Source organism: Streptomyces sp. NPDC059166, from assembly GCF_042755185.1.
Classification (GTDB): Bacteria; Actinomycetota; Actinomycetes; order Streptomycetales; family Streptomycetaceae; genus Streptomyces.
Map to the genome: position 1 here is coordinate 31,694 of NZ_JBHZCI010000007.1, position 19,898 is coordinate 51,591.

Here is a 19,898-nt window from a genome sequence, read left to right on the forward strand (position 1 = left end):
CGTACCAGCATGCGCAGGGTTCCGCCGGAGATGTTCCGGTTCACCACGGGGGAGGCGGCCGACTTGAACGGGGCCGTGCTCGAGGCTTTCGGGGTGGCCGGCGAGCACCTGGAGACCGCGCTCGGGCTCGACGGCGTGCGGGAGCGGCTGCGTGCGGTGGGCTGGGTTGCGGATCTCGAGGACGAGGTACTGCACGAGACGCTGAAACGGCTGGTGAAGTGGGAACTCCTCGACGTGGTGCACAACCACGCCCAGAACTACCGCACGGCCGAGGAGTACGAGCGGCGCAACCTGCACTACTCGCTGACCCGCCGGGGAGAGGCCGCGCTCGCCGGGGTGCGACACGCCCTGGAGGTGTTGGCCTCCACGGGGGCGCTGCAGACCGCGGTGCTGGAGGCGATCGCCGACCGGCTCGACGAACTGACCCTCCTGTCTGGCGAACCTGCCGTGGCCGACCGGCGGATCTTCAGCACCCTGCGGGAGCTGGAGGGCCATCTGGAGGGCCTGGTGGAGAACACCAAGGCCTTCAACGGCCAGTTGCAGAGGCTCCTTCGCGCCGAAGGAGTGGATCTGGACGTGTTCCGTGAGGTGAAGGCCGCCACCGTCGCGTATCTCCAGGAGTTCCTGGTCAATCTCGACCGGCGCGGCGAGATGGTGGCAGCCTCCGTAGTCCGCGTGGAGGAGCGGGGCATCGCGGTGCTGCGTGAGCGTGCCCTGCGCGGTGCCGAGCTGCCTCCGTCACCGGGGGAGGACCCGGCAGCCGGCTGGCTGGAGAGCCGGCGGGCGCGCTGGGCGGGGTTGAGGGCCTGGTTTCTGCCGGACGACGGCGCGCGCCCCCGGATCGAGCAGCTGCACGACATCGCCCGGCGTGCCATCGTCTCCCTCCTGCAGGTGCTGGAGCGGATCAACGAGTCCCGGCGCCGCCCCTCCAGCGCCGTACAGGACTTCCGGGAGCTCGCGCGCTGGTTCGCGGCGGCTCCCGACGAGGAGGACCTGCACCGGCTGTGGTCGGCCGCCTTCGGCCTCGGCCCGGCCCGCCATGCCCACCTTGCCCACCCGGACCCGGAGCTGATCCCCTTGTCCCACTCCTGGTGCGAGGCGCCGCCGGTACAGGTGTCGGCCCTGCTGAGGACCAGCGGACGGACCGAACGCTTCACTCGTACGGCCACGGTGCGAGACGTTGCGGCGGTCAGGGCGGCACGCGCCGAGCGCGCCCGGGCGGAGCGAGCGGAGCTGGCACGCGCCTGGCAGGAGCTCGAGACGGTCGGCCCGGTACGGCTCTCCTCCTTCAGCACCCTCGACCCCGTGGCCTTCGACCGTCTCCTCGATCTGCTGGGCCGGGCGCTGGGCGCCCGGCCGGACGCGGGTGGCCGACGACGGGCCACGACCGGCGACGGCCGGGTGGAGGTGGTGCTGTTGCCGCCCCCCGACGGGCGTACCGCCGTATTGCGTACCGTGCAGGGGACGATGGCAGGACCGGACTACGTCATCCACGTCACGGCCGTGGGTGGGGCGGTCGCCTTCCCGGCAGTCGGCGCCGCCACGGGGCGGGAGGCCGCAGGATGAGCACCCTCGCCAACCAACTGGCCTCCGCCGAACGCGAGGAGGTCGCGCGCGCCATCCGCCTTCTTCTCGCCCGCCCGCTGCTCACCGAGGCAGCCGACCCGACCGGCTTCGATCTGGTGCGCCGCCGCCGTGACCCGCTGGCTCGTTGGTTCGACTACACCTGCGGCTGGAATCTGGTCGTGGAGCCCCGCCGGGGCTACGCCCGCCTCACCAAGGTCCGCACCGACCCCGACGGCTCCCGCCCCGCTCGCCGGGCGCGTTCCGGCCGGGCCCCGTTCGACCGCCGGCGGTACGTCCTGCTGTGCGTGACCGCCGCGGAGCTGCTGTCGATGCCGATGACGACCATCGGCATGCTCGCCGACCGCGTCGTCCAGGCCATGGCGACCGACCGCGCGCTTGCGGGGTTCGACCCGGTCCACCGGCCGGAGCGCATGGCGTTCGTCGACGTCCTGAAGCTGCTGGAGTCGTACGACGTGCTGCGTGCTGTGGACGGCATGACCGAGACGTACGTCGACTCCGCGCAGGCGAAGGTCCTCTACCGCGTGGACACCACGCTGCTCATGCGGCTTCCAGCCGCGCCGGTCGGCGCCTCCCGGCTCGCCGTGCCCCCGGAGGAGGTGCCCGCGCGGTTCGAGGACCTCCTCGCCGGTCTGGTCAGGGAGCGCCGCTACGGAAGCACTTCTGCCGACGATACGCACGCCGAGACCGCCGCGACCACGGACGCCCAGCGCAACCTGCGGCTGCGCCATTCGGTGCTGCGCCGCCTCTTCGACGATCCCGTGCTCTACCGGACCGATCTCGCCGACGACGAGCTCGCCTATGTCACTTCCTTGACCGGCCGCCAGATCCTGCGCCGCTCTGTCGAACAGGCCGGTTTCCTCCTGGAGGAACGGGCGGAGGGCTTTCTCCTCGTCGACCCGGACGCCATCGCCACCGACGTCCGCTTCCCCGACGACACCTCCACAGCCCGAGTTGCCGCGCTACTCCTCCTCGCACCGCTCTGCGCCACGCCCGCAGGCCTGCTGCCCGAGCAGCTGGCCGAGGCCGGAGCAGAGCTGCTGCGCCGCTTCCCGGGCTGGGCCAAGGCGTACCAGTCGGAGGAAGGCCCGGCCCGCCTTGCCGACGACGCCGTACGGATCCTGCTCGACGTCGGCCTGGCAGCCAGGGCCCGAGACCGCGTCGTCGCGCGACCGGCCGCGTACCGCTACCGCCTGACGGAGACCACCGGCCCAGCCCCGAAGAACGATCCGCCAGCCGTGACCACCGCCGGCAGCGCCGGAGAAGGAGACAAGCAGTGAGCGTGACGGAACTCCCCCTCCAGCGAAGGCCCGAGGAGACCATCGAACCGTCACCCGTTCACGAGGCGGATACCGGCCGCGGACGCTGGCAGCCCCATCGCGCGGGCATTCTCAACGTCTGGCGCTACTACGACGAGATCTTCACCTTCCACCAGGGTCGCCTGCTGCTGCGCGGTCAGAACGGTACAGGCAAGTCCAAGGCCCTGGAACTGCTGCTCCCCTTTCTCTTCGACGCCAGCCTCCGCCCCAACCGCCTCTCCACGTTTGGCGGTTCGGAGCGCACGATGCACTGGAACCTGCTGGGCCAGGGAGCGTCCGGAAAGACCCGTGTCGGGTATGTCTGGATGGAGTTCCGCCGCGTCGGAGGCGACGGCACCGAGCACTGGTTCGGCTGCGGAGCCCGCCTGCACGCGAGCGTCCACACCACCACGGCGCACGCCGACTACTTCACCACCACCGCCCGGATTGCCCACCCCGACGGGGTCCACCTCGTCAACGACACCGGACAGCCCCTGACCAAGGCGGCCCTCACCGAAGCCCTGCGCGACCGCGGCGAGGTACATCCGGCGGCCACCGACTACCGCACCACTGTGCGGCGCGAACTCTTCGCGGGCATGGGCGAGCAGCGGTACGAGTCCCTGCTCTCCGCCTTGCTCCAGCTTCGCCAGCCCAAGCTGTCCGAACGGCTCGACCCCTCCCTCCTGTCCACCCTGCTGTCCCGGGCCCTGCCCCCGCTCGGCGAAGGAGAAATCACCGAGCTCGCCGAGGGCTTCGAGCGCCTGGACCGACAGCGGGACCACCTCGACCGTCTCGACGCCGAGGTGACGGCCGCCGAGAACGTTGCCTCCCGGCAGCGCGCCTACGCTCGTCGGGTCCTGCGGGCCGGCGCGGCGGCGCTGATCTCTGCGACCACCGAGATGGACGACCTCACCCGGGACGCCCGCGTCAGCGCCGAGGAGTACGAGAAGGCGTGCGAGGAGCGCGCCTCCACCCTGGCCCTGCGCGAGGAGCTGGAACTACGGGCGCACGCCTTGGACGAGATCGTCGAAGGGCTTCGGGAGAGGGACGCCTACCAGAAGGGGGAGGAGCTCGACCGGCTCCGCCGCGACACCGAGGAACAGGTCGCGGCCGCCGCGGAGCTGCGTACCGCCGCCCGGTCCGCCGAGGCCGAGGCGGAGGAGGACCGGAAGCACGCCGACGAGGTCGCGGGACACGCCCGCTCGCGCGACGAACACGCCCGCGCGACCGCGGACGAGGCACACCGCTCGGCCCGGGCCGCAGGCATGGAGTCCATCCACCACGAGGTGAAGACGGTGTTGGACACGGAAGGGGAGGTGAAGCCCCTCGGTAACGAGTCGGCGAACACCCCGGACAGGACGGGGAGCAGGCGGTCCGATGCTCCTGGCACCGCCGCCCGCCGACTGCTCCGGGGCGCGGTCACCGCCCGACGGCAGCAGGTCGCCGACATCACCGACGCGATCGACGCCCACGACCGGGCGGTACGCGACCGGGGTACCGCCGAGGGCCTGCTTGACGAGGCCCGAACCCGGCTCGCGGACGCGATCACCCAACGCGACACAACCGCCGCCGCCTGGGACGAAGCCCTGGCAGCCCAGGTGGAGCGGCTGCTCGCCTGGGCCCGGGACTGCACGGAGCTGTGCATCCCCGACCTCGATGAACTGGCCGCCAGGGCGGCCGTCGAGGCAGACGTGCGCGAGCTGGTCGAAACGGTCGCACGACCGCTGGACCAGGAGATCACCACGGAGCGGGCCGGAGTCCGCACGGCGCAACAGGGGTTGGAACAGGAACGTGACCTGCTCGACGCGCGGAGGCGCAAGCTCAGCGGCGAGACCGATCTCCAGCCCGTCGCTCCACCCACCCGCACAACCGTCCGCACGGCTGCGGCAGGCGCGCCGCTGTGGCGGCTGATCGCCTTCCACGAGGACGTCCCGCTCCCCGTACAGGCCGGGGTGGAAGCGGCACTGGAGGCGTCGGGCCTCCTGGACGCATGGGTGAGCGCATCCGAAGGGCTCACCCTTCCTGGGCACGACACCCGTGTCGAGGTCGGCCTCGCCACGACCGCCCCCGGCTCCGGCCTGCTGGACGTGCTGAGGCCCGAGGAGGACATTCCCGTACCGGTCGGCACGGTGACCCGCATCCTCGCCGGCATCGCGTATGGCACCACCCTGCCCGGCGGTCACCCTGCGGCAGTCTCCTCCGACGGCGCCTGGCGCCTCGCGCCGGCCACGGGTTCCTGGAGCAAGCCGGAGCCCGCCCACATCGGAGCCCTCGCCCGGCAGCGGGCCAAGCAGCGTGAGATCGCCGAACTGACCGAGCTGATCGCCGAGAAGGACGCCTCCCTGGCCACCCTCGCCGACCGGCTGCGGGAACTCGGCGCCCGCGCCGCCCGGCTGGCGGAGGACCGCACCGCCCGGCCCGACCACCGGGAACTCGATGCCTGCCGACGGGACTGGGACCGGGCCGAGGAGAAGGTGGCCGCCCGGGACGACGCCGTGCGTGACGCGACCGAGCATCTGGCCGCACGCGAGGGTGACGTGGCCGGCGCGCTGCGCACGCTGAGCCGCAGGGCCGCCGAACACGGACTGCCCACGGACCGCGACCGGCTGCGCGAAGTCGGCCGCGACGTGGAGAGCTTCCGCGACCTCGCCGATGCCTGGACGGACGCCCGCATCGACGCGATCGCGGCCGCTGAAAGGGCTGGTGAGACGGCCGCACGGGCGGACCGGTCACGCCTTCGCGCGGAGAAGCAGACCGCCGACGCTGCCGCTGCGGAAGCGAAGGCGGCTGGTATGACGGCACGCCTGAAGGCGGTGGAGGAGACGGTCGGCGCGGACTACCGGCAGATCGTCGCGCGCGTTGCGGAGACCCGTGCCGAACGGGTCCGCTGCGGCAAGGAAGCCCGCCAGGCAGCCGAGCTCCTCCTGGGCCTGGAAGGCCGCATCGGAGAGCTGAGGGCCACCAGCGGCCAGGACGCCGACCGGCAGGAGAAAGCAGCCGAGGCCCGCGGCGGCGCGGCGCGGCGGTTCCGGCACCTGTGCCTGGTGGGTCTGGCCGAGGACGCGGGCGTCGTACCCGAACTCGACGCCGGGGACGGTACCAAGGCCACTCTGGAGGCCGCGCGCGCCATGGCGGCACGGTGGCCCCAGGTCCCGCACGCCCCGCGCCACCTCGGCGACGCCGCCACCCGCCTCTCCGAAGCCGTCCACGAGGCCCGCCGCCACCTCGGCGTCCGCGCCGACCTGGAGCTGGAGCCCGACGACGACATCCAGCTCTTCACCGCCACCCTGGAGGGCGTCCGCGTGGGGGCGACCGGTCTGCTCGCCGCGCTCACCCAGGAGCGCGACCGCAGCCGCGAGGACATCAGCACCGCCGAACGGCGCCTCTTCGACCAGATCCTCACCGGTGACATCCGCCGCCACCTCGCCGCCCGCATCCGCCGGGCCGGCGAACTCGTCGCGCACATGAACGGGCACCTGGAACGGGTCCGTACCGCCTCCAACGTCGCCGTCCAGCTCGTCTGGGACGTCCGCCCGGACCTCCCCGACAGCACCCGCACCGCCCGCCAGCTGCTCCTGAAGGACCCCGGTCGGGTCACCGAGTCCGACCGGGAGGCCCTGCACGCCTTCTTCCGTGCCCGCATCGAGGAGGCCAAGGGCAGCGACACGGCCGCGAGCTGGGAGGAGCACCTCGGCGAGGTGCTCGACTACACCGCCTGGCACACCTTCACCGTCCGCCTCGACCGGGCGGACGGGAGCGGCTGGCAGCCCCTGACCAAGCGGCTGCACGGCGCGCTCTCCGGCGGGGAGAAAGCCATCGCACTGCACCTGCCCCTGTTCGCCGCCGTCGCCGCCCACTACGAGGACGTGCCCCTGGCCCCCCGCCCGATCCTCCTCGACGAGGTCTTCGTCGGCGTCGACACCGTCAACCGCGGACAGGTCTTCGCCCTGCTCACCGCACTCGACCTGGACCTCATGATCACCTCCGACCACGAGTGGGGAAACTACAGGGAACTGCCCGGCATCGCCGTCCACCAACTCCTGACCGACGGAGACGACGCTGTCACCAGCGCGCGCTTCGTCTGGAACGGCACCGGAATGGAGGAAGGATGACCTTGCGAGACCAGCCCGTGTCCGGCGGGACAACCTCTCGGGAGCATCTCGCGTCGGGTGACGCGACCCTTCGCCGCCCCGAACTCCATCCCGTCTGGCAGACGGTCCACGACCGCCTCTCCTCCGGCCGCCCCGTCACACGCGTACGCCTCGGACTGCTGGACGAGACCCAGCGCGAAGCCCTCGCGGACCTCCTCGGTCTGGACCACCTGCCGGACCCCCGGCCCTCCGTCGCCCTGGCCCGCCTGGAGGAGGCAGTCACCGAACTTTCCGGCCGCAACGTACGAGAAGTCGTCGCCGAGCTCATCGGCCCACTCGGCGACAGAGCCGGTGAACGCCGCCGCCAGGAGGACGAACGCGCCGGGCTGTGGACCTGGTTGGCTGGTCACGACACGGTACGGGCACAGCCGGTGCTCGCCGACTGGGCTGCGTCCTGTCGAACCGCAGGACTGGTCGGCGGCTCGGCGGAACGCACCCGTACGCTGCTCACCGACGCGCTCAAGGTGCTCGCCGAACTACCCGGCCAGGCCGAACCCCTTCCGGTCTTTGCCGCCCGAGTTCTCAACGGCCACGCGCACGCTCTCGACGACGGCACACCCGTCTCCACCCTCGTCCTGCGTGCCCTGGCGACTCAGTACGACATCGCTCCACCGCAGTCCGCAGCGGAACGCCGCGCCCTGTGGACCCGCGCCGGCGTCGCCGACGACGAGCTGTCCGCCACCGTCGTCATCGGCGGACTACGCCCTGCCGGCGACGGCCTTCTTGCCCGTGTGGCCCGCCTGTGCACCGAGGCGGGCCAGGCCGCCAGCCTGACCCTCGCCCACGTCAGGAGCCCGGGCGAGCTCACCCTGCCCGCCACACCTGCCCGACTCCTCGTCCACGTAGTGGAGAACCCCAGTATCTTGGCTCTCGCCCTCCGCCGCTTCGGCTCCAACTGCCCACCGCTTGTCTGCACGTCCGGCTGGCCCAACGGCGCAGCTATCCAGCTCCTGCGCCTACTCGCGGACCAAGGCGCTGCTCTCCGTTACCACGGTGACTTCGATGGCGAAGGCATCCGCATTGCCGCATACGTCATGGAGAAAACAGGTGCGTACCCCTGGCGCATGACGGCGGCGGACTACCGATCCGCGATCGTCCACAACGCGCACGGTCCTCGACCGGGGCGCATCACCGGAGCACCGTGGGATCCCGAGTTGGCCGAAGCCATGGCGGAGCACGACATCGCCGTCGTCGAAGAGCTGGTGGCAGATGTGCTGTTGGAAGATCTTGCTGCTGCTGCTGCTCGCCAGGAGTGCCTTCCTGGCTGTTCGTAACGCTCCAAGCGGCTGAACGTCCGTAGACCGGTGCTGACCTGTGGCGATGTCGACGGCCATGTGCGTGGCCACATTTCGAGACGCATCACGTGGAACGCGCCATCAGGTAGCTTGGAGTTGCCTTAGCGGAGTTTGGTGGACACACTCTCGATCAGGTCGAGCACGGAGCAGAGGCGACTGCTGGGCCGTGGGTGGATCTCACTCTCCGGCGGGCGGTGGTGGCACGGGTGCCGTCCGATCGTATGGCGCACGTACGGCAACAGCCCCACAAGCCCCATACTTTCCGCAATCGCCGGATCAGGCGAGAACGGGCGCCTTGACCCCTGTCCCCGGGTGGACGAGCGAACGCAGTTTCTCGCGGGTCTCCGGGTCTGTGGAATAGATCATCGTCCCGACCATCCCGCGAGTCAGCAGCACCTTGTACGTGTTACGGATGAGCCGGTTGACCTCGGAGTCCGGGGTGGCCTTGGTGAAGATCGGGTCCTTCGAAGCGGTACGGTCCACCACCCAGCGGTCGGTCCGCCAGACCAGGTCCGGTCCCATGATCACGCCCGACCAGTCGTACTCGAAGCCCTGGGCTGTGTACACGCAGCCCACCTGGCCGAAACCGGCCGGATCGTTGGCCCAGAGCGGCGCCGCCGGGGCACCGAAGAGGGACCGGTCGCCGGGTACGTTCCAGGGGCGCGACCAATTGCCGATGACGACGTCACGGGGCAGCTCGGACATCTCCGAGGTGATCTTCGTGGTCCACTTCCAGCAGTATCCCGCGGCGATACGCGCGCTGTACTTCTTCCCCTCGCCCTCCTTACGGCGGGCGACGAGGAAGTCCTCCAGCTCCTGGGGGCTGTCCGCGGTCAGCAGTTGCACCTTGTCGTCCGGCTCCCAGACAGTCGGCTCGTCGCCGTCCAGGCCGAGCAGATTCGCGACCCACTTGACGTAGGCCTCGCTGCCGCCGCAGCGGAACTGGCTGTCCAGTTCCACCACGATGCAGTCGAGCCCTTGGGCGGCCGCAGCATCCTTGATCTGCTCCGCCGTCCCCATCTCGCCGGGGCGCACCACTTGATGTTGGTCGAGCAGGAACACCGGCACGCGGGCCGCGTCGATGAGTTCCGCCACCTGCGGGCGGTCGGTGCGCAGGGCGGCCTTGGTGTAGCGGTTGGCGGACGTCTTGCGGAGCCGGTGGGCCTCGTCGCAGATGAGGACGTCGAGGTCGTTCGGCTCGGCACCCATGAAGCTGTTGAAGTACATGAACAGTTTCTGCACCTCGGGCTTCCGGGCGCCAGCGACTTTGCGCATGGTCTTGGTGAACGACGCAGAACCGGTCGCGTGCAGGGCGGTGTCGCCACGCCGGTACAGCTCGCCGAGGAGCGACAGCGCGATGACGCTTTTGCCGGAACCAGGGCCACCGGTCACCACGACGACCTGCTTGTGGTTTGATCGCTTGGCCTTGCGCACCGCTGACAGCACCAGCTCGTAGGCGATCCGCTGCTCGTCGAGCAGGATGAACTGCTCGCGGTCGCGGACCTCGGCTGCCGCGACGGCCATCAGTTGCTTCGACGGGCGCGTCCGGCCCTGGACGAGCAGGTCGGCGGCCCCTGCGCCGGTCTTGGGCGCGAGCCGCGAACGCAGGAAGTCGAGGAACGCGCCGCGTTGTTCGGCGGTGTACATACGGCCCTGCAGGTCCTCCTGGACCTCACGCAGGGAGCTGATGCCGAACTCCGTCGCGTTGTGGAGGAACGCCACTCCGGCGACCGCCTCCGGTGTCCGCTCCAGCGCACCGTTGAACGAGAGCAGGTAGGAGCAGTAGCCGCGGACCTGCTCGATCGGGTTGAGGACGGGGCGCGGGTAGGCGTCTATCCGGCAGAGCAGGGGGTCTTCTTCCTCCGCCCATGCCTGGCTCCACTGCTTGAGTTCGACCACGACGTACGACGGCCCGCCAGTGGACGGGTGGACCCCGGCCAGTATGACGTCGGCGCGCTTGCTGGTCAGGGGGAGGGAGTACTCGATCAGCATCTCGACGTCGTCGAGTCCGGCGTCGAGCAGCGCACCGGTGAGGGCGGGGAGACTGCGCTCCCAGGACCGCACCTCTGACGCGCCGGGGCGGTAGCCGTGCGTGTGCTGGAAGTTCTCTATCAGGTGCAGCGCCAGCGTCCCTTCCAGGTTGCGGGCGGCGACGGTCGCGGCGGACTCGCGGAACAGCAAGGAATGCCCCCAGGCAGCACGAAGCAACTCGTGCGGGTGGGGGCATGTCCTCTTCAGTCCGCTGACGCGGAACGGAAGCCCGTCGGGCCGCAGATGATCTCGCTCATCCTAGGTCAGGGAGCGGGTCGGGTGGTGGGGGTTTCCGGCGGGTCTCCGGCCTTGGACGAGTCCGTGCGGGAGGTGGCGGGTGTCTGCGCGGCGGAACGCCGGGCCGTGGTGCGCGGCAGGCCTGCCGGTGATCAGGCATTATGCCGACTGCCTGCGTTCACTCTGGCCAGCTGAGCGCTGAGTAACTCGTCTCGGCTGGCCGACCGTACGCAGGCTGGTTCCGCGTCCCACTCCCGGACTCCGCCGGGAGGGCGGATCTGGAGGTACGGCCCGTGGTACCCATCCGAACGTCCACCGTCGACGGGGGTAGACTCGGGGCAGTCTTAACGGAGTTTGGTGGACACGAACGTCGACAACGTCGGCCGTCAGGTCAGGTTGTCGTTCCTGGGTGGTGTCGAGGAGGCCTGACCGTACGGGCCAATTCCGGCTGTACAACTGCCCGGGGCGGTCGCGCGGCCGCACCAGGTATTCACGCTCGCGCCTGTTCCGCCGCCGATGTGTGGTCGTGGGTGCGGGCTCCTCTTCACCCTTTGCGTCGTCCGGCTTACGAACCACTCGACCCGGCTCCCTCGCCGGCGAAGTGGGCCACCGGGTTCGTAGTCCGACGGACTGCTGTTGCCCCGGCCGATCAAGAGCGCGAGGGGGCGCTGTCCCTTGGGGCGCGGCCGATGTAAGCGGCCACCACACCCGCTCCGGCGAGCAGGACGAGGCCGGCCGCCACGAGCGCGACCCGGGTGCCGTCGCCGGCCGACGACGCACCGCCCATCAGCGCGCCCAGGACGGCGACGCCCAGGACCGCACCGGTCTGACGCGCGGAGTTCAGCGCGCCCGAGGCGATACCCGCCTGCTCCTTGGCCACCGACCCCACGATTGCCGTCATCAGCGGCGGAATGCAGAAGGAGACACCGAATCCCAGCACCAGCAGGCCGACGCACATCGCGACGAGCGAGACGGCGGAGTCCGCTGTGGCGGCGGACTGGATCAGGACGCCGACGCCCATCATCAGAAAGCCCGCGATGGCGGGCGTGCGGGCGCCGATCCTGGCCACGAGGCGGCCGGTGAAGATCGGGTTGAAGGCCGTCGGCAGGGTGAGCGGCAGGAAGGCCAGGCCCGCGGTGAAGGCAGAGTGGTCGAGCGCCTCCTGGAAGTGGAGCGACAGGACGAACAGGACGCCCGAGAGGCCGAAGTTGACCAGGAGTCCGGCGAACAGGCCGGCGGACAGCGTCCGGTTGCGGAACATCTCCAGCGGCAGCATCGGGGCGTGGGCCGCGGTCTCCTCGCGGCGCTCGGCAAGCACGAACACAACCCCGGACACCGCGAACACCGCCAATCCCCCCAGCACTTCGGGGGCACCCCAGCCCCTGGGCCGGCTCTCGACGAGCGCGTACGTCAGGCCGGCAAGGGCCAGAACGGCACTGGTCTGGCCCGACAGATCGAGTCCCTTGGCCGGCTTGGGGGCGCTGACCGGGGCGCACTTCATCGTGATGACGATGCCGGCAATCCCGACCGGGATGTTGAGCAGGAAGATGGACCGCCACCCGAGCGTGTCGGTGAGGACACCCCCGGCCAGCGGACCCGCGGCCAGCGCGGCGCCGCTGATCGCCGCCCAGCCGCCCATGGCCCGCGCACGGGCCGCCGGATCGGTGTAGGCGTGCGCGATGATCGCCAGTGACGTGGGCAGGAGCAGTGCGCCCGCCACACCGAGCAGAGCCCGCAGGGCGATCAGCGCGCCCATGGACGTGGCCACCGCCGAGAGGCCGGAGAAGACGGCGAACAGCCACAGGCCCGTCAGAAAGACCTTCCGGCCGCCGTAACGGTCGGACAGCGCACCGGCGGTGAGCAACAGGGCCGCGAAGGTGAGCGTGTATCCGTTGGACACCCACTGCAGTCCGGCGAGCGAGCCCGAGAGGTCCTCACCGATGGCGGGTAGCGCCACCGTGACGACAGTGGTGTCCAGCATCACCATGAAGTAACCGAGCGACAGCCCCAGCAGCAGGAGCCCCTTCGATGCGGTGGGGGAGGTGCCGGGCGGAGCGCCGGGAGACGGACGGGAGACATTCGGGGGGCCGGCGGGCTGACGGGACATGGCTGTCCTCCCAAGGAGGTACGGGGGTGTTCTCGAGCGGAAGCCGCATGACGGCAGGACGGGATACCACCGGGACCGGTTGTGGGCAGGGGGCGGTACCTGAAATCCTGGCAGTGCGAGACCGGTTGCAGAAGCGGGCACTTCCGATGACGACCATCGGCAGAGCCGATCAGAAGGGCGTGAGTTGTGGAACTGCGTCACCTGCGGACGTTCCGGACCGTGGCGCGCACACTCAACTTCACGCGGGCCGCGGCGGAGCTCAACTACGCCCAGTCCAGCGTCACCGAGCAGATCCAGTCCCTGGAAGGCGAGCTCGGCGCCAAGCTCTTCGACCGCACCAACCGCAAGCTGTCGCTGACTCCGGCCGGTGAACGGCTGGTCGAGTACGCCGACCAGATGCTCCTGCTCGTCCAGGAGGCGCGCACCGCCGTGGAGGACGAAGCCCGGCAGCCCGGTGGTCAGTTGACCATCGGTGGCCTGGAGACCCTGTGCGCGCACCGGCTGCCCGCCGTCCTCGCCCGCTACCGCCGGCTCCACCCGCGCGTCCAGGTGACGCTGCGTGCGGGGGGTCGCGGCCAGCTCTACGAGTGGGTCCGGCGCGGCGAGATCGACGTCGCGCTCACCTTCGGCCAGGCGCCCCAGGACAAGCTCCTGGCGAGCGAGCCCCTCACCACGGACCGGCTGATGGTGGTCGCGCCCACCGACCACCGACTCGCTTCCTACGCCCGGGTCGTCGGCCAGGACCTGCGCGGCGAGTCGTTCCTCGCCACCCCGCAGGGGTGCGGATTCCGAGAGATGCTCGACACGCTGATCCACACGCTGGGACCGGACGCGCCCGTCATCGACGCCCAGGTCGCGAGCATGGCCGCCCTGTGCCAGTGCGCCTCCGCGGGCATGGGCTGCGCGCTGCTGCCCGAGATCGCGGTGGCCGGACCCGCCGCCCGCGGGGAAGTGGCCGCGGTGCCCCTGACGGGCAGCGTCTCGCAGACCCAGATCACGATGACCTGGCTGCGCCGGGCGGAGCTGCGGCCCGCCGTGCCGACGTTCCTCGCCACGGCCCGCGAGGCCTTCCAGGAGCTCGAACGAGCCGCTTGACCCCGCGACGGGCCTGATCGATACCGTCCTTCGTGCCGGTCGGTGGTGGCCGAGGCATTCACGGGGATCACTTGAGGTACGCCATCCGGTACCGGGCGCTCACTGCGCGCTGCGGCTCGCCGGCAAGATCAGGGGGCGCTTGACGCAGTATGCTCAAGTGGCTCTGGCCAGAGCGTTGTTGTGTGTGAACCGGACGTGCCATCGCGCGAAGGAGATCGTGTGTCCCCCGACGGATCGTTCGAAGAGGGAAAGCCGCACCCGGCGCGGGTCTACGACAGCCTCCTCGGTGGCAAGGACAACTACCCGGTGGACCAAGCCGTCGCGGAGGGTATCGCCCTGCGCTGGCCGGAAATCCAGCGCAGCGCCCAGCAGAACCGGGCATGGATGGCGCGCGCCGTACGGCACATGGTGAAAGAGGGCGGTGTCACACAGTTCCTGGACATCGGCACCGGTATCCCCACCCGGCCCAATCTGCACGAGATCGCGCAAGGCATGGTGCCCTCGGCTCGCATCGTCTACGTGGACAACGACCCCGTGGTGCTGCGGCACGCCGAGGCGCTGCTCACCCCGATATCCCCCGAGGGCCGATCGACCTACCTGCAAGCCGACCTGCGAGACCCGCGAGCGATACTGGAATCACCCGAGGTGACCGAGACGCTCGACATGACCCGTCCGGTGGGCCTGGTCCTGGCCGCGATCCTGCACTTCCTCGACGAGGACGAGGATCCGGCGGGGGTCCTACGGGTGCTCGTGGACGCCCTTCCAGCCGGCTCGTACGTCGCGGTGTCCCATGCCTGCGGTGACGCGGATCCCGTCAGGGCCGCGGAGGCATCTGCCTTCTATCGGCAGAACAAGGTCTCCAAGCCCGTGGTGCTGCGCACACAGAAGCAGATCGAGGAATTCTTCACGGGACTGGAACTGCTGGAGCCAGGCGTGGTGACCGTCGACCGCTGGCGCCCGGACGCATCGGTGCCCGAGGGCCCTGACGACATGGGGTTCCGTGGCGGCCTGGGCCTCAAGCACGGAGTTGCCTGAGGAGTGAAGGAGAGTCACCCGCCGACTCCTGGAACGGTCGAGGCCTGTGGTGTCGGCAGCACGGGGTCACGAACGAGGCCACGCCGCACAGGACGGCGGCGTCGGCACGTGGGCGGGGCGTGGAGGGAAAGCTCGTCGATCGTGGCGTCCGAGTGTTCCCACGCGCCGGTGGAAGCCGATGATCTGGTCGCGTGGCCACGTGTTCGACCAGGCCGAGCACGTTGGTCCCGGTCGCTGTCAAAGGCCGGCGGGCGTCGTACTCGGACAAGCCGTCGAGTTTCCGGAGGCAGCGCCTCGCGGTCCCACCGCAGTCTCCCGTGCAGGTTGTCCTTCGCGAATTCATCGATCATGCGGCACGAGCCTGCCACGGGGCGGCCGGGGTCTCGACAGCCCGTAGGCGGTGCGACCAGGGCAGCCTCGAAGACGCGGAGCAGACACGGATGGCCCGGCAGGTGGTAGGCATGGGCCCCGGCCGAGTCAGGCCGGCCGGGCGCCGCGTACGTTGCGCGGAGCGACCCTGCCGGACACCCGCTGGTCGTCACGCACACCGAACGAGGAGAGATCTTGTCCACCCATCCGCTCACGACGGATTTCGGCGAACTCAGCCCGCCGTCGCACGACTTCCCCTTCGACCCCACCCACGGCCACGACTTGGCGAGCCTCCTCGCGGTGAAGGCGCCGCAGAGCCCGCACGACTTCGCCGACTTCTGGCGGGAGCGCCACGCGCGTGCGATGCGGGTCGACACGGCGCCCCGGGTCGAGGGTCCCTGGACCACGGTGGACGGCGTGCGGATCGCCGACGTCTCGTACATGTCCGTCGACGGCGTCCGTGTCGGCGGGTGGCTGACCGTCCCCGCCGGTGGCGAGGTCACCCAGGGGTGCGTCTCGACACACGGATACGGCGGCCGGGCGGCCCCTGACCCGCGGCAGTCCCCACCCGGGACCGCGACCATCTGGCCCTGTCTGCGCGGGCTCGGGACCCGGAGTCTGCTGCCGGGCGTTCCCTCGAAGTCGGCCGGGCACGTGCTGCACGGCATAGGCGCCCGGGAGTCTTACCTCATCGGTGGGTGCGTGGCGGACGTCTGGTGCGCGGCCACCGCACTGCAGCTGCTGGTGCCCGAGGCCGCCGGACGCCTGACGTACCTGGGGACGAGCTTCGGCGGCGGTATCGGCGCGCTCGCGCTCCCCTGGGACGCCCGGTTCCGGGCCGCAGGGCTGACCGTGCCGACCTTCGGCAACCATCCGCTCCGGGTGACACTGCCCTGCACGGGAAGTGGGGAGTCGGTGCGCACGCGGTTCGCCGACGACCCCTCGGTGCTGGACGTCCTGGCCTACTTCGACGCGGCGACGGCGGCCCGGCACATCCGGATCCCCGTACACGTGGCCGCCGCCCTGTTCGACCCCCATGTGCCTCCGCCCGGACAGTTCGCGGTGTACAACGCACTGGCCGGGCCGCGCCAACTCCTGGTTCTCAGGGCAGGCCACTTCGACCACCCGGGCGAGCCGGCCGAGACGGCGGCCCTTGAAGAGGCGCAGCGGCTCTTCCTGTCGGGGACGGACCCCGTGGCGCCGGGTCCAACCGCCTGACCAGCTGCCGCACGACCGGATCCGCCAGGCCGAATCGCTCACGGGTGTGCCCGCGCCGCGACCTGGTGGTTCCGCGACGCCTCCGGCGTCCGGCCCGCGGCCCGTCGCGCAACCGCCACGGTCGACGAATTCAGGTACGGGTCTCGATCGCACGCGATATGCTGATGCAGAATGTGCAAGGCATTTGCAGAGCAAGGAGGGTCATGGCTACGCGGGCGACTGATGCGGGGACGAACCAGAGCGTCGAACGAGCGGTCTCGGTGCTGCGCGCACTCGACTCCGGCCGGCCCGAACTCCGTGTCTCCGACGTCGCCGAGCTCACCGGGCTGGGCTCCTCGACCACCTCCCGCCTGCTGTCCACCCTGGAACGCCTCGACATGGTCGAACGTGATCCGGTGAGCAACCTCTACCGTCTCAGCCTCGGCCTTCTCCCGCTGGCCGCCACCGCCACCAACCGCCACCCCGTGCACCGGGCCGCCCGCATGGTGCTCCAGGGTCTGGCCACCCGGACCGGTCTCGGGGCCAATGCGGCCGTACGCCGTGGCGGTGAGCTGATGTTCCTGTGCAATTTCGAGGGCACGCGCGCACCCAAGTCCTACACCCAGGCCGGACACACCGCCCCGCTGCATGCCACGAGCATCGGCAAGTGCCTTCTCACGGGCCTCGGCCCCAAGGAGCGTCGCAAGCTGCTCGGGGACCCGCTCGAAGCCCACACCGAGTACACGACCACCAGTCACGACCTCCTCGACTCCGAGATCGACACCGTCCGACGCACCGGCTACGCCGTCGAGGCCGAGGAGCGCGCGCTGGGCCGCGCGTCCCTTGCCGCACCGGTACGTGACGCCTCGGGGGAGATCGTCGCCGCCATCTCCCTCTGGGGTCCGTCCTCGGTGCTCGGGGACCGCTCCGAGAGCGCCGACGCCGATGGGCAGCGCCTCGCCCTCGTGCGCGAGGTCATCGAGGCCGCCGACGCCATCAGCCAGGCGCTCGGCGCGCTCTGACACACACGGCGAAGGTCCGGGCCGGGTCGCTCCGGTCCTGCCCGGACCTTCGCGACGCGCCTACGAGCCGAACGCCTTGAAGGCGAACACGTGCGCCTGACCGGCCCCGTGCGTCGCGTCCACCACGAGCCTCAGCGCAGCGGTGCGCACGGGGCCGCCGTCCGGGGCCTCCAGGGCGTGCACGCGGTGGCGGCGCCGGTTGTCCGTCACCGTCAGGAGCGTGTGCCAGGCGCCGGCGGCGTCACGGCTCTGGACGCGGTAGTCGCGTACGAGCTCCGGCATGACCTCGTACGGGGTGCGGTGGCGGTGCAGGTTGTTGAGGTACTCGTCGACGTCGTCGTCGAACACCAGGCGCACCTCGGTGAGCTCCTGCTCGGTGGGCCAGTCGAGACGCAGCCACCGGGCGTCGTCACCCCGCGCGGACGACCACATGTTCGGCCCGCCGTAGGGGCGTTGGAATCCGCCCACCGCACGTTCGGCGCGGAAGGCTCCGGTGTCGGGGGCCGCCCGGAAGGCGAAGGTCTGCCGGCGCAGGCCGCGGGCCTGCCATTCCAGGACCAGTTGGCCGTCCTCCTCCGGGATGTCGTGGTCGACACCCGCGTCCCCCTCGGCCTTCCTGCGCAGGGCCAGGACGCCGTCGGTGCGTTCGGGGAGGAGAACCAGGGCGGTGCCGGCGCAGGCCCGGACGATGAGGATCACGTTGCGGGGTGTCTCGGGGCGGTGGCCGAGGCGGGCCGTGACCCAGTGGGGGCCGCCGGGCGGGACGGTGACCGTGGTGGAGAGGAGACGGTCGGCCGGGACCCCGTTCTCGGCCCGTTCCGTGCCCCACAGTTCCAGGGTGAGCTCTCGGGCCGACTCGTCCGGGGCGCCGTGGACGAGCAGGTCGACCGAGTCGAGCGCGGGGTCGACAGGCAGCAGGAGCGCGAGGTCACGGGTGAGGGGGTACGGGGTACCGGGCACTTCCGGCGTGGGTTCGGCGGCCAGACGGGCCAGGTGGGAGGAGGCGGTGACGCGGGCCGTACGCGCCAGGTTCCCCGGGTCCGCGTCGGCGAGGCCGATCACGGAGGCGTCCTGGCGCAGCAGGGTGCGGTGAACCAGTTCCACGTGCTTGGTCGCGAGTTCCCGCGGCGTGAGGTTCTCGGAGGCGCACAGGGCCGCGGCGGTTCCCGCGGCCTCGCCGAGTGTCGCGCAGGTGGCCATGACCCGGGTGGCCCCGAAGGCGATGTGGGTGGCGGAGATGTTGCGCCCGGCGAAGTGCAGGTTGGTGACGTTCGCCGAGTAGAGGGAGCGCAGGGGGATGTGGAAGATGCCGTCCGCGTACCGCTGGCGCGCGCCGGGCTCCTCGGCGTACATGCCCTGTACGGGGTGGAGGTCGACGGACCAGCCGCCGAAGGCGATCCGGTCCTCGAACTGGCGCTGCCGGAGGATGTCCTGCTGGGTGAGGACGTGATCGCCCAGGAAGCGGCGGTACTCGCGCTTGCCGGGAAGGCTCCCCACCCATTCGAGGGTGAGGTCCGCCGCGTCCGGGAACTGGCCGGAGTTCTTGATGTGGTCCCAGACGCCCATGACCACGGCCTGGAGTTCGTCGCGGATGCGTTCGTTGTCGTGGACGGTGTCGAGCTCGCCGCCCCACTCGATCCACCAGTAGTCACAGCCGTTGTCGCCGGTGCGCAGGATGCGGTTGCGCAGGATGGGCGTGCTCGACAGGTCCTTGGCGTAGGAGGGCGGTACGAACTTCACCGGCCGGCCCGCGTCCCGGGTGTGGAAGAGGATCGTCGAGCCGAGCAGCGCCTCGTCGGCCTCGGACGGCGCCCAGGGCTCGTCGAACTCGGTCCGCGCCTCACGGCCGACGCGGTAGCGGGCACCGGCAAGGTGGCCGACGAGGCCGTCGCCGGTGCAGTCGAGGAACTGGCGCGCGTGGAAGGTGATGCGGCGTTCCGAGCCCATCATCCACCCGGTGCAGGAGCGCACCTCGCGGCTGTCGTCGGGGCCGCACGCGTCGACCTCGCGTACGTCGGTGTTGAGGTAGAGGTCGATGTTCGGTTCCGCGTGGACGGCGTCCAGGACGACCTGGTCCCAGTAGTAGGGGTTGCCCTCGGGGTTGCGGTACTGGTTCTCGGTGTAGAGCTCGCCCATGATCCCGGTCTCCCGGGCCCAGCGGTGCACGCCGTGCGCGGTGGCGCCGCAGACCCACACGCGGATCTCGCTGCTGGCGTTGCCGCCCAGGACGGGCCGGTTGTTGACGAGGGCGACGCGCCGGCCGAGCCGGGCCGCAGCGATGGCCGCGCAGGTCCCCGCCAATCCGCCGCCGATCACGGCGATGTCGTAATGGACCTCTTCTTCCCGCACGGTGCGGCCTCCTTGGTGTGACGCTCGGATACTCCCCGTCGCAGCAGGGCGGCCTTGAACGTACATCACATCCATATTGTGCAACCACTGTTCAACCTCTGGGATTGACTGTAAGTTCCGATTGCGGC

At 70.7% G+C, this 19,898-nt stretch carries 11 protein-coding genes and 1 pseudogene; 8 read left to right on the top strand and 4 right to left on the bottom strand.

What is annotated here, in order from left to right; genetic code table 11:
* Positions 1-9 precede the first annotated feature (9 nt).
* The 4 genes from ACFXOA_RS07355 to ACFXOA_RS07370 are packed head-to-tail and all read left to right on the top strand — an operon-like array spanning position 10 to position 8,307.
* Positions 10-1,566, top strand: a complete 1,557-nt coding sequence (locus ACFXOA_RS07355; RefSeq protein ID WP_385023581.1) for a TIGR02677 family protein — start codon at positions 10-12, stop codon at positions 1,564-1,566.
* Positions 1,563-2,864: a TIGR02678 family protein gene (locus tag ACFXOA_RS07360; RefSeq protein WP_385023583.1), complete on the top strand. Its 1,302-nt coding sequence runs from the start codon at positions 1,563-1,565 to the stop codon at positions 2,862-2,864. Before ACFXOA_RS07355 ends, ACFXOA_RS07360 begins: the two co-directional genes overlap by 4 nt.
* Positions 2,861-6,994 (top strand): TIGR02680 family protein, encoded by a 4,134-nt coding sequence (locus ACFXOA_RS07365; RefSeq protein ID WP_385023585.1) that lies wholly within the window; start codon positions 2,861-2,863, stop codon positions 6,992-6,994. Before ACFXOA_RS07360 ends, ACFXOA_RS07365 begins: the two co-directional genes overlap by 4 nt.
* Positions 6,991-8,307, top strand: a complete 1,317-nt coding sequence (locus ACFXOA_RS07370; protein ID WP_385023587.1) for a TIGR02679 family protein — start codon at positions 6,991-6,993, stop codon at positions 8,305-8,307. The genes ACFXOA_RS07365 and ACFXOA_RS07370 overlap by 4 nt, the downstream gene beginning before the upstream one ends.
* Positions 8,308-8,604: 297 nt before the next feature.
* Here ACFXOA_RS07370 and ACFXOA_RS07375 read toward each other — a convergent pair whose 3' ends face one another.
* Positions 8,605-10,509: a DNA/RNA helicase domain-containing protein gene (locus ACFXOA_RS07375; protein ID WP_385023589.1), complete on the bottom strand. Its 1,905-nt coding sequence runs from the start codon at positions 10,507-10,509 to the stop codon at positions 8,605-8,607.
* Between the two features lie 736 nt (positions 10,510-11,245).
* Positions 11,246-12,703: an MFS transporter gene (locus ACFXOA_RS07380; protein WP_385023591.1), complete on the bottom strand. Its 1,458-nt coding sequence runs from the start codon at positions 12,701-12,703 to the stop codon at positions 11,246-11,248.
* Between the two features lie 186 nt (positions 12,704-12,889).
* Here ACFXOA_RS07380 and ACFXOA_RS07385 point away from each other — a divergent pair, with 186 nt between their 5' ends.
* Positions 12,890-13,798: a LysR family transcriptional regulator gene (locus ACFXOA_RS07385; RefSeq protein ID WP_385023593.1), complete on the top strand. Its 909-nt coding sequence runs from the start codon at positions 12,890-12,892 to the stop codon at positions 13,796-13,798.
* A 219-nt stretch (positions 13,799-14,017) separates the two neighbouring features.
* Positions 14,018-14,833 carry an SAM-dependent methyltransferase gene (locus tag ACFXOA_RS07390; protein WP_385023595.1) on the top strand — a complete coding sequence of 272 codons (816 nt, stop codon included), beginning with the start codon at positions 14,018-14,020 and terminating at the stop codon, positions 14,831-14,833.
* 113 nt (positions 14,834-14,946) lie between these two features.
* On the opposite strand, the pseudogene ACFXOA_RS07395 reads toward ACFXOA_RS07390, so the two are convergent.
* Positions 14,947-15,183: pseudogene (locus ACFXOA_RS07395) on the bottom strand (DUF664 domain-containing protein); the annotation flags it as partial.
* A gap of 214 nt (positions 15,184-15,397) precedes the next feature.
* On the opposite strand from ACFXOA_RS07395, the gene ACFXOA_RS07400 reads away from it, so the two are divergent.
* Together ACFXOA_RS07400 and ACFXOA_RS07405 are read left to right on the top strand one after the other, a co-directional pair.
* Positions 15,398-16,420: an acetylxylan esterase gene (locus tag ACFXOA_RS07400; RefSeq protein WP_385023597.1), complete on the top strand. Its 1,023-nt coding sequence runs from the start codon at positions 15,398-15,400 to the stop codon at positions 16,418-16,420.
* Positions 16,421-16,623: 203 nt separating this feature from the next.
* A complete protein-coding gene (locus tag ACFXOA_RS07405) occupies positions 16,624-17,421 on the top strand; it encodes an IclR family transcriptional regulator (RefSeq protein ID WP_385023599.1) in 798 nt (265 codons plus the stop codon).
* Positions 17,422-17,481: 60 nt separating this feature from the next.
* Here ACFXOA_RS07405 and ACFXOA_RS07410 read toward each other — a convergent pair whose 3' ends face one another.
* A complete protein-coding gene (locus tag ACFXOA_RS07410; protein WP_385023601.1) occupies positions 17,482-19,770 on the bottom strand; it encodes an FAD-dependent oxidoreductase in 2,289 nt (762 codons plus the stop codon).
* Between the last annotated feature and the right edge of the window lie 128 nt (positions 19,771-19,898).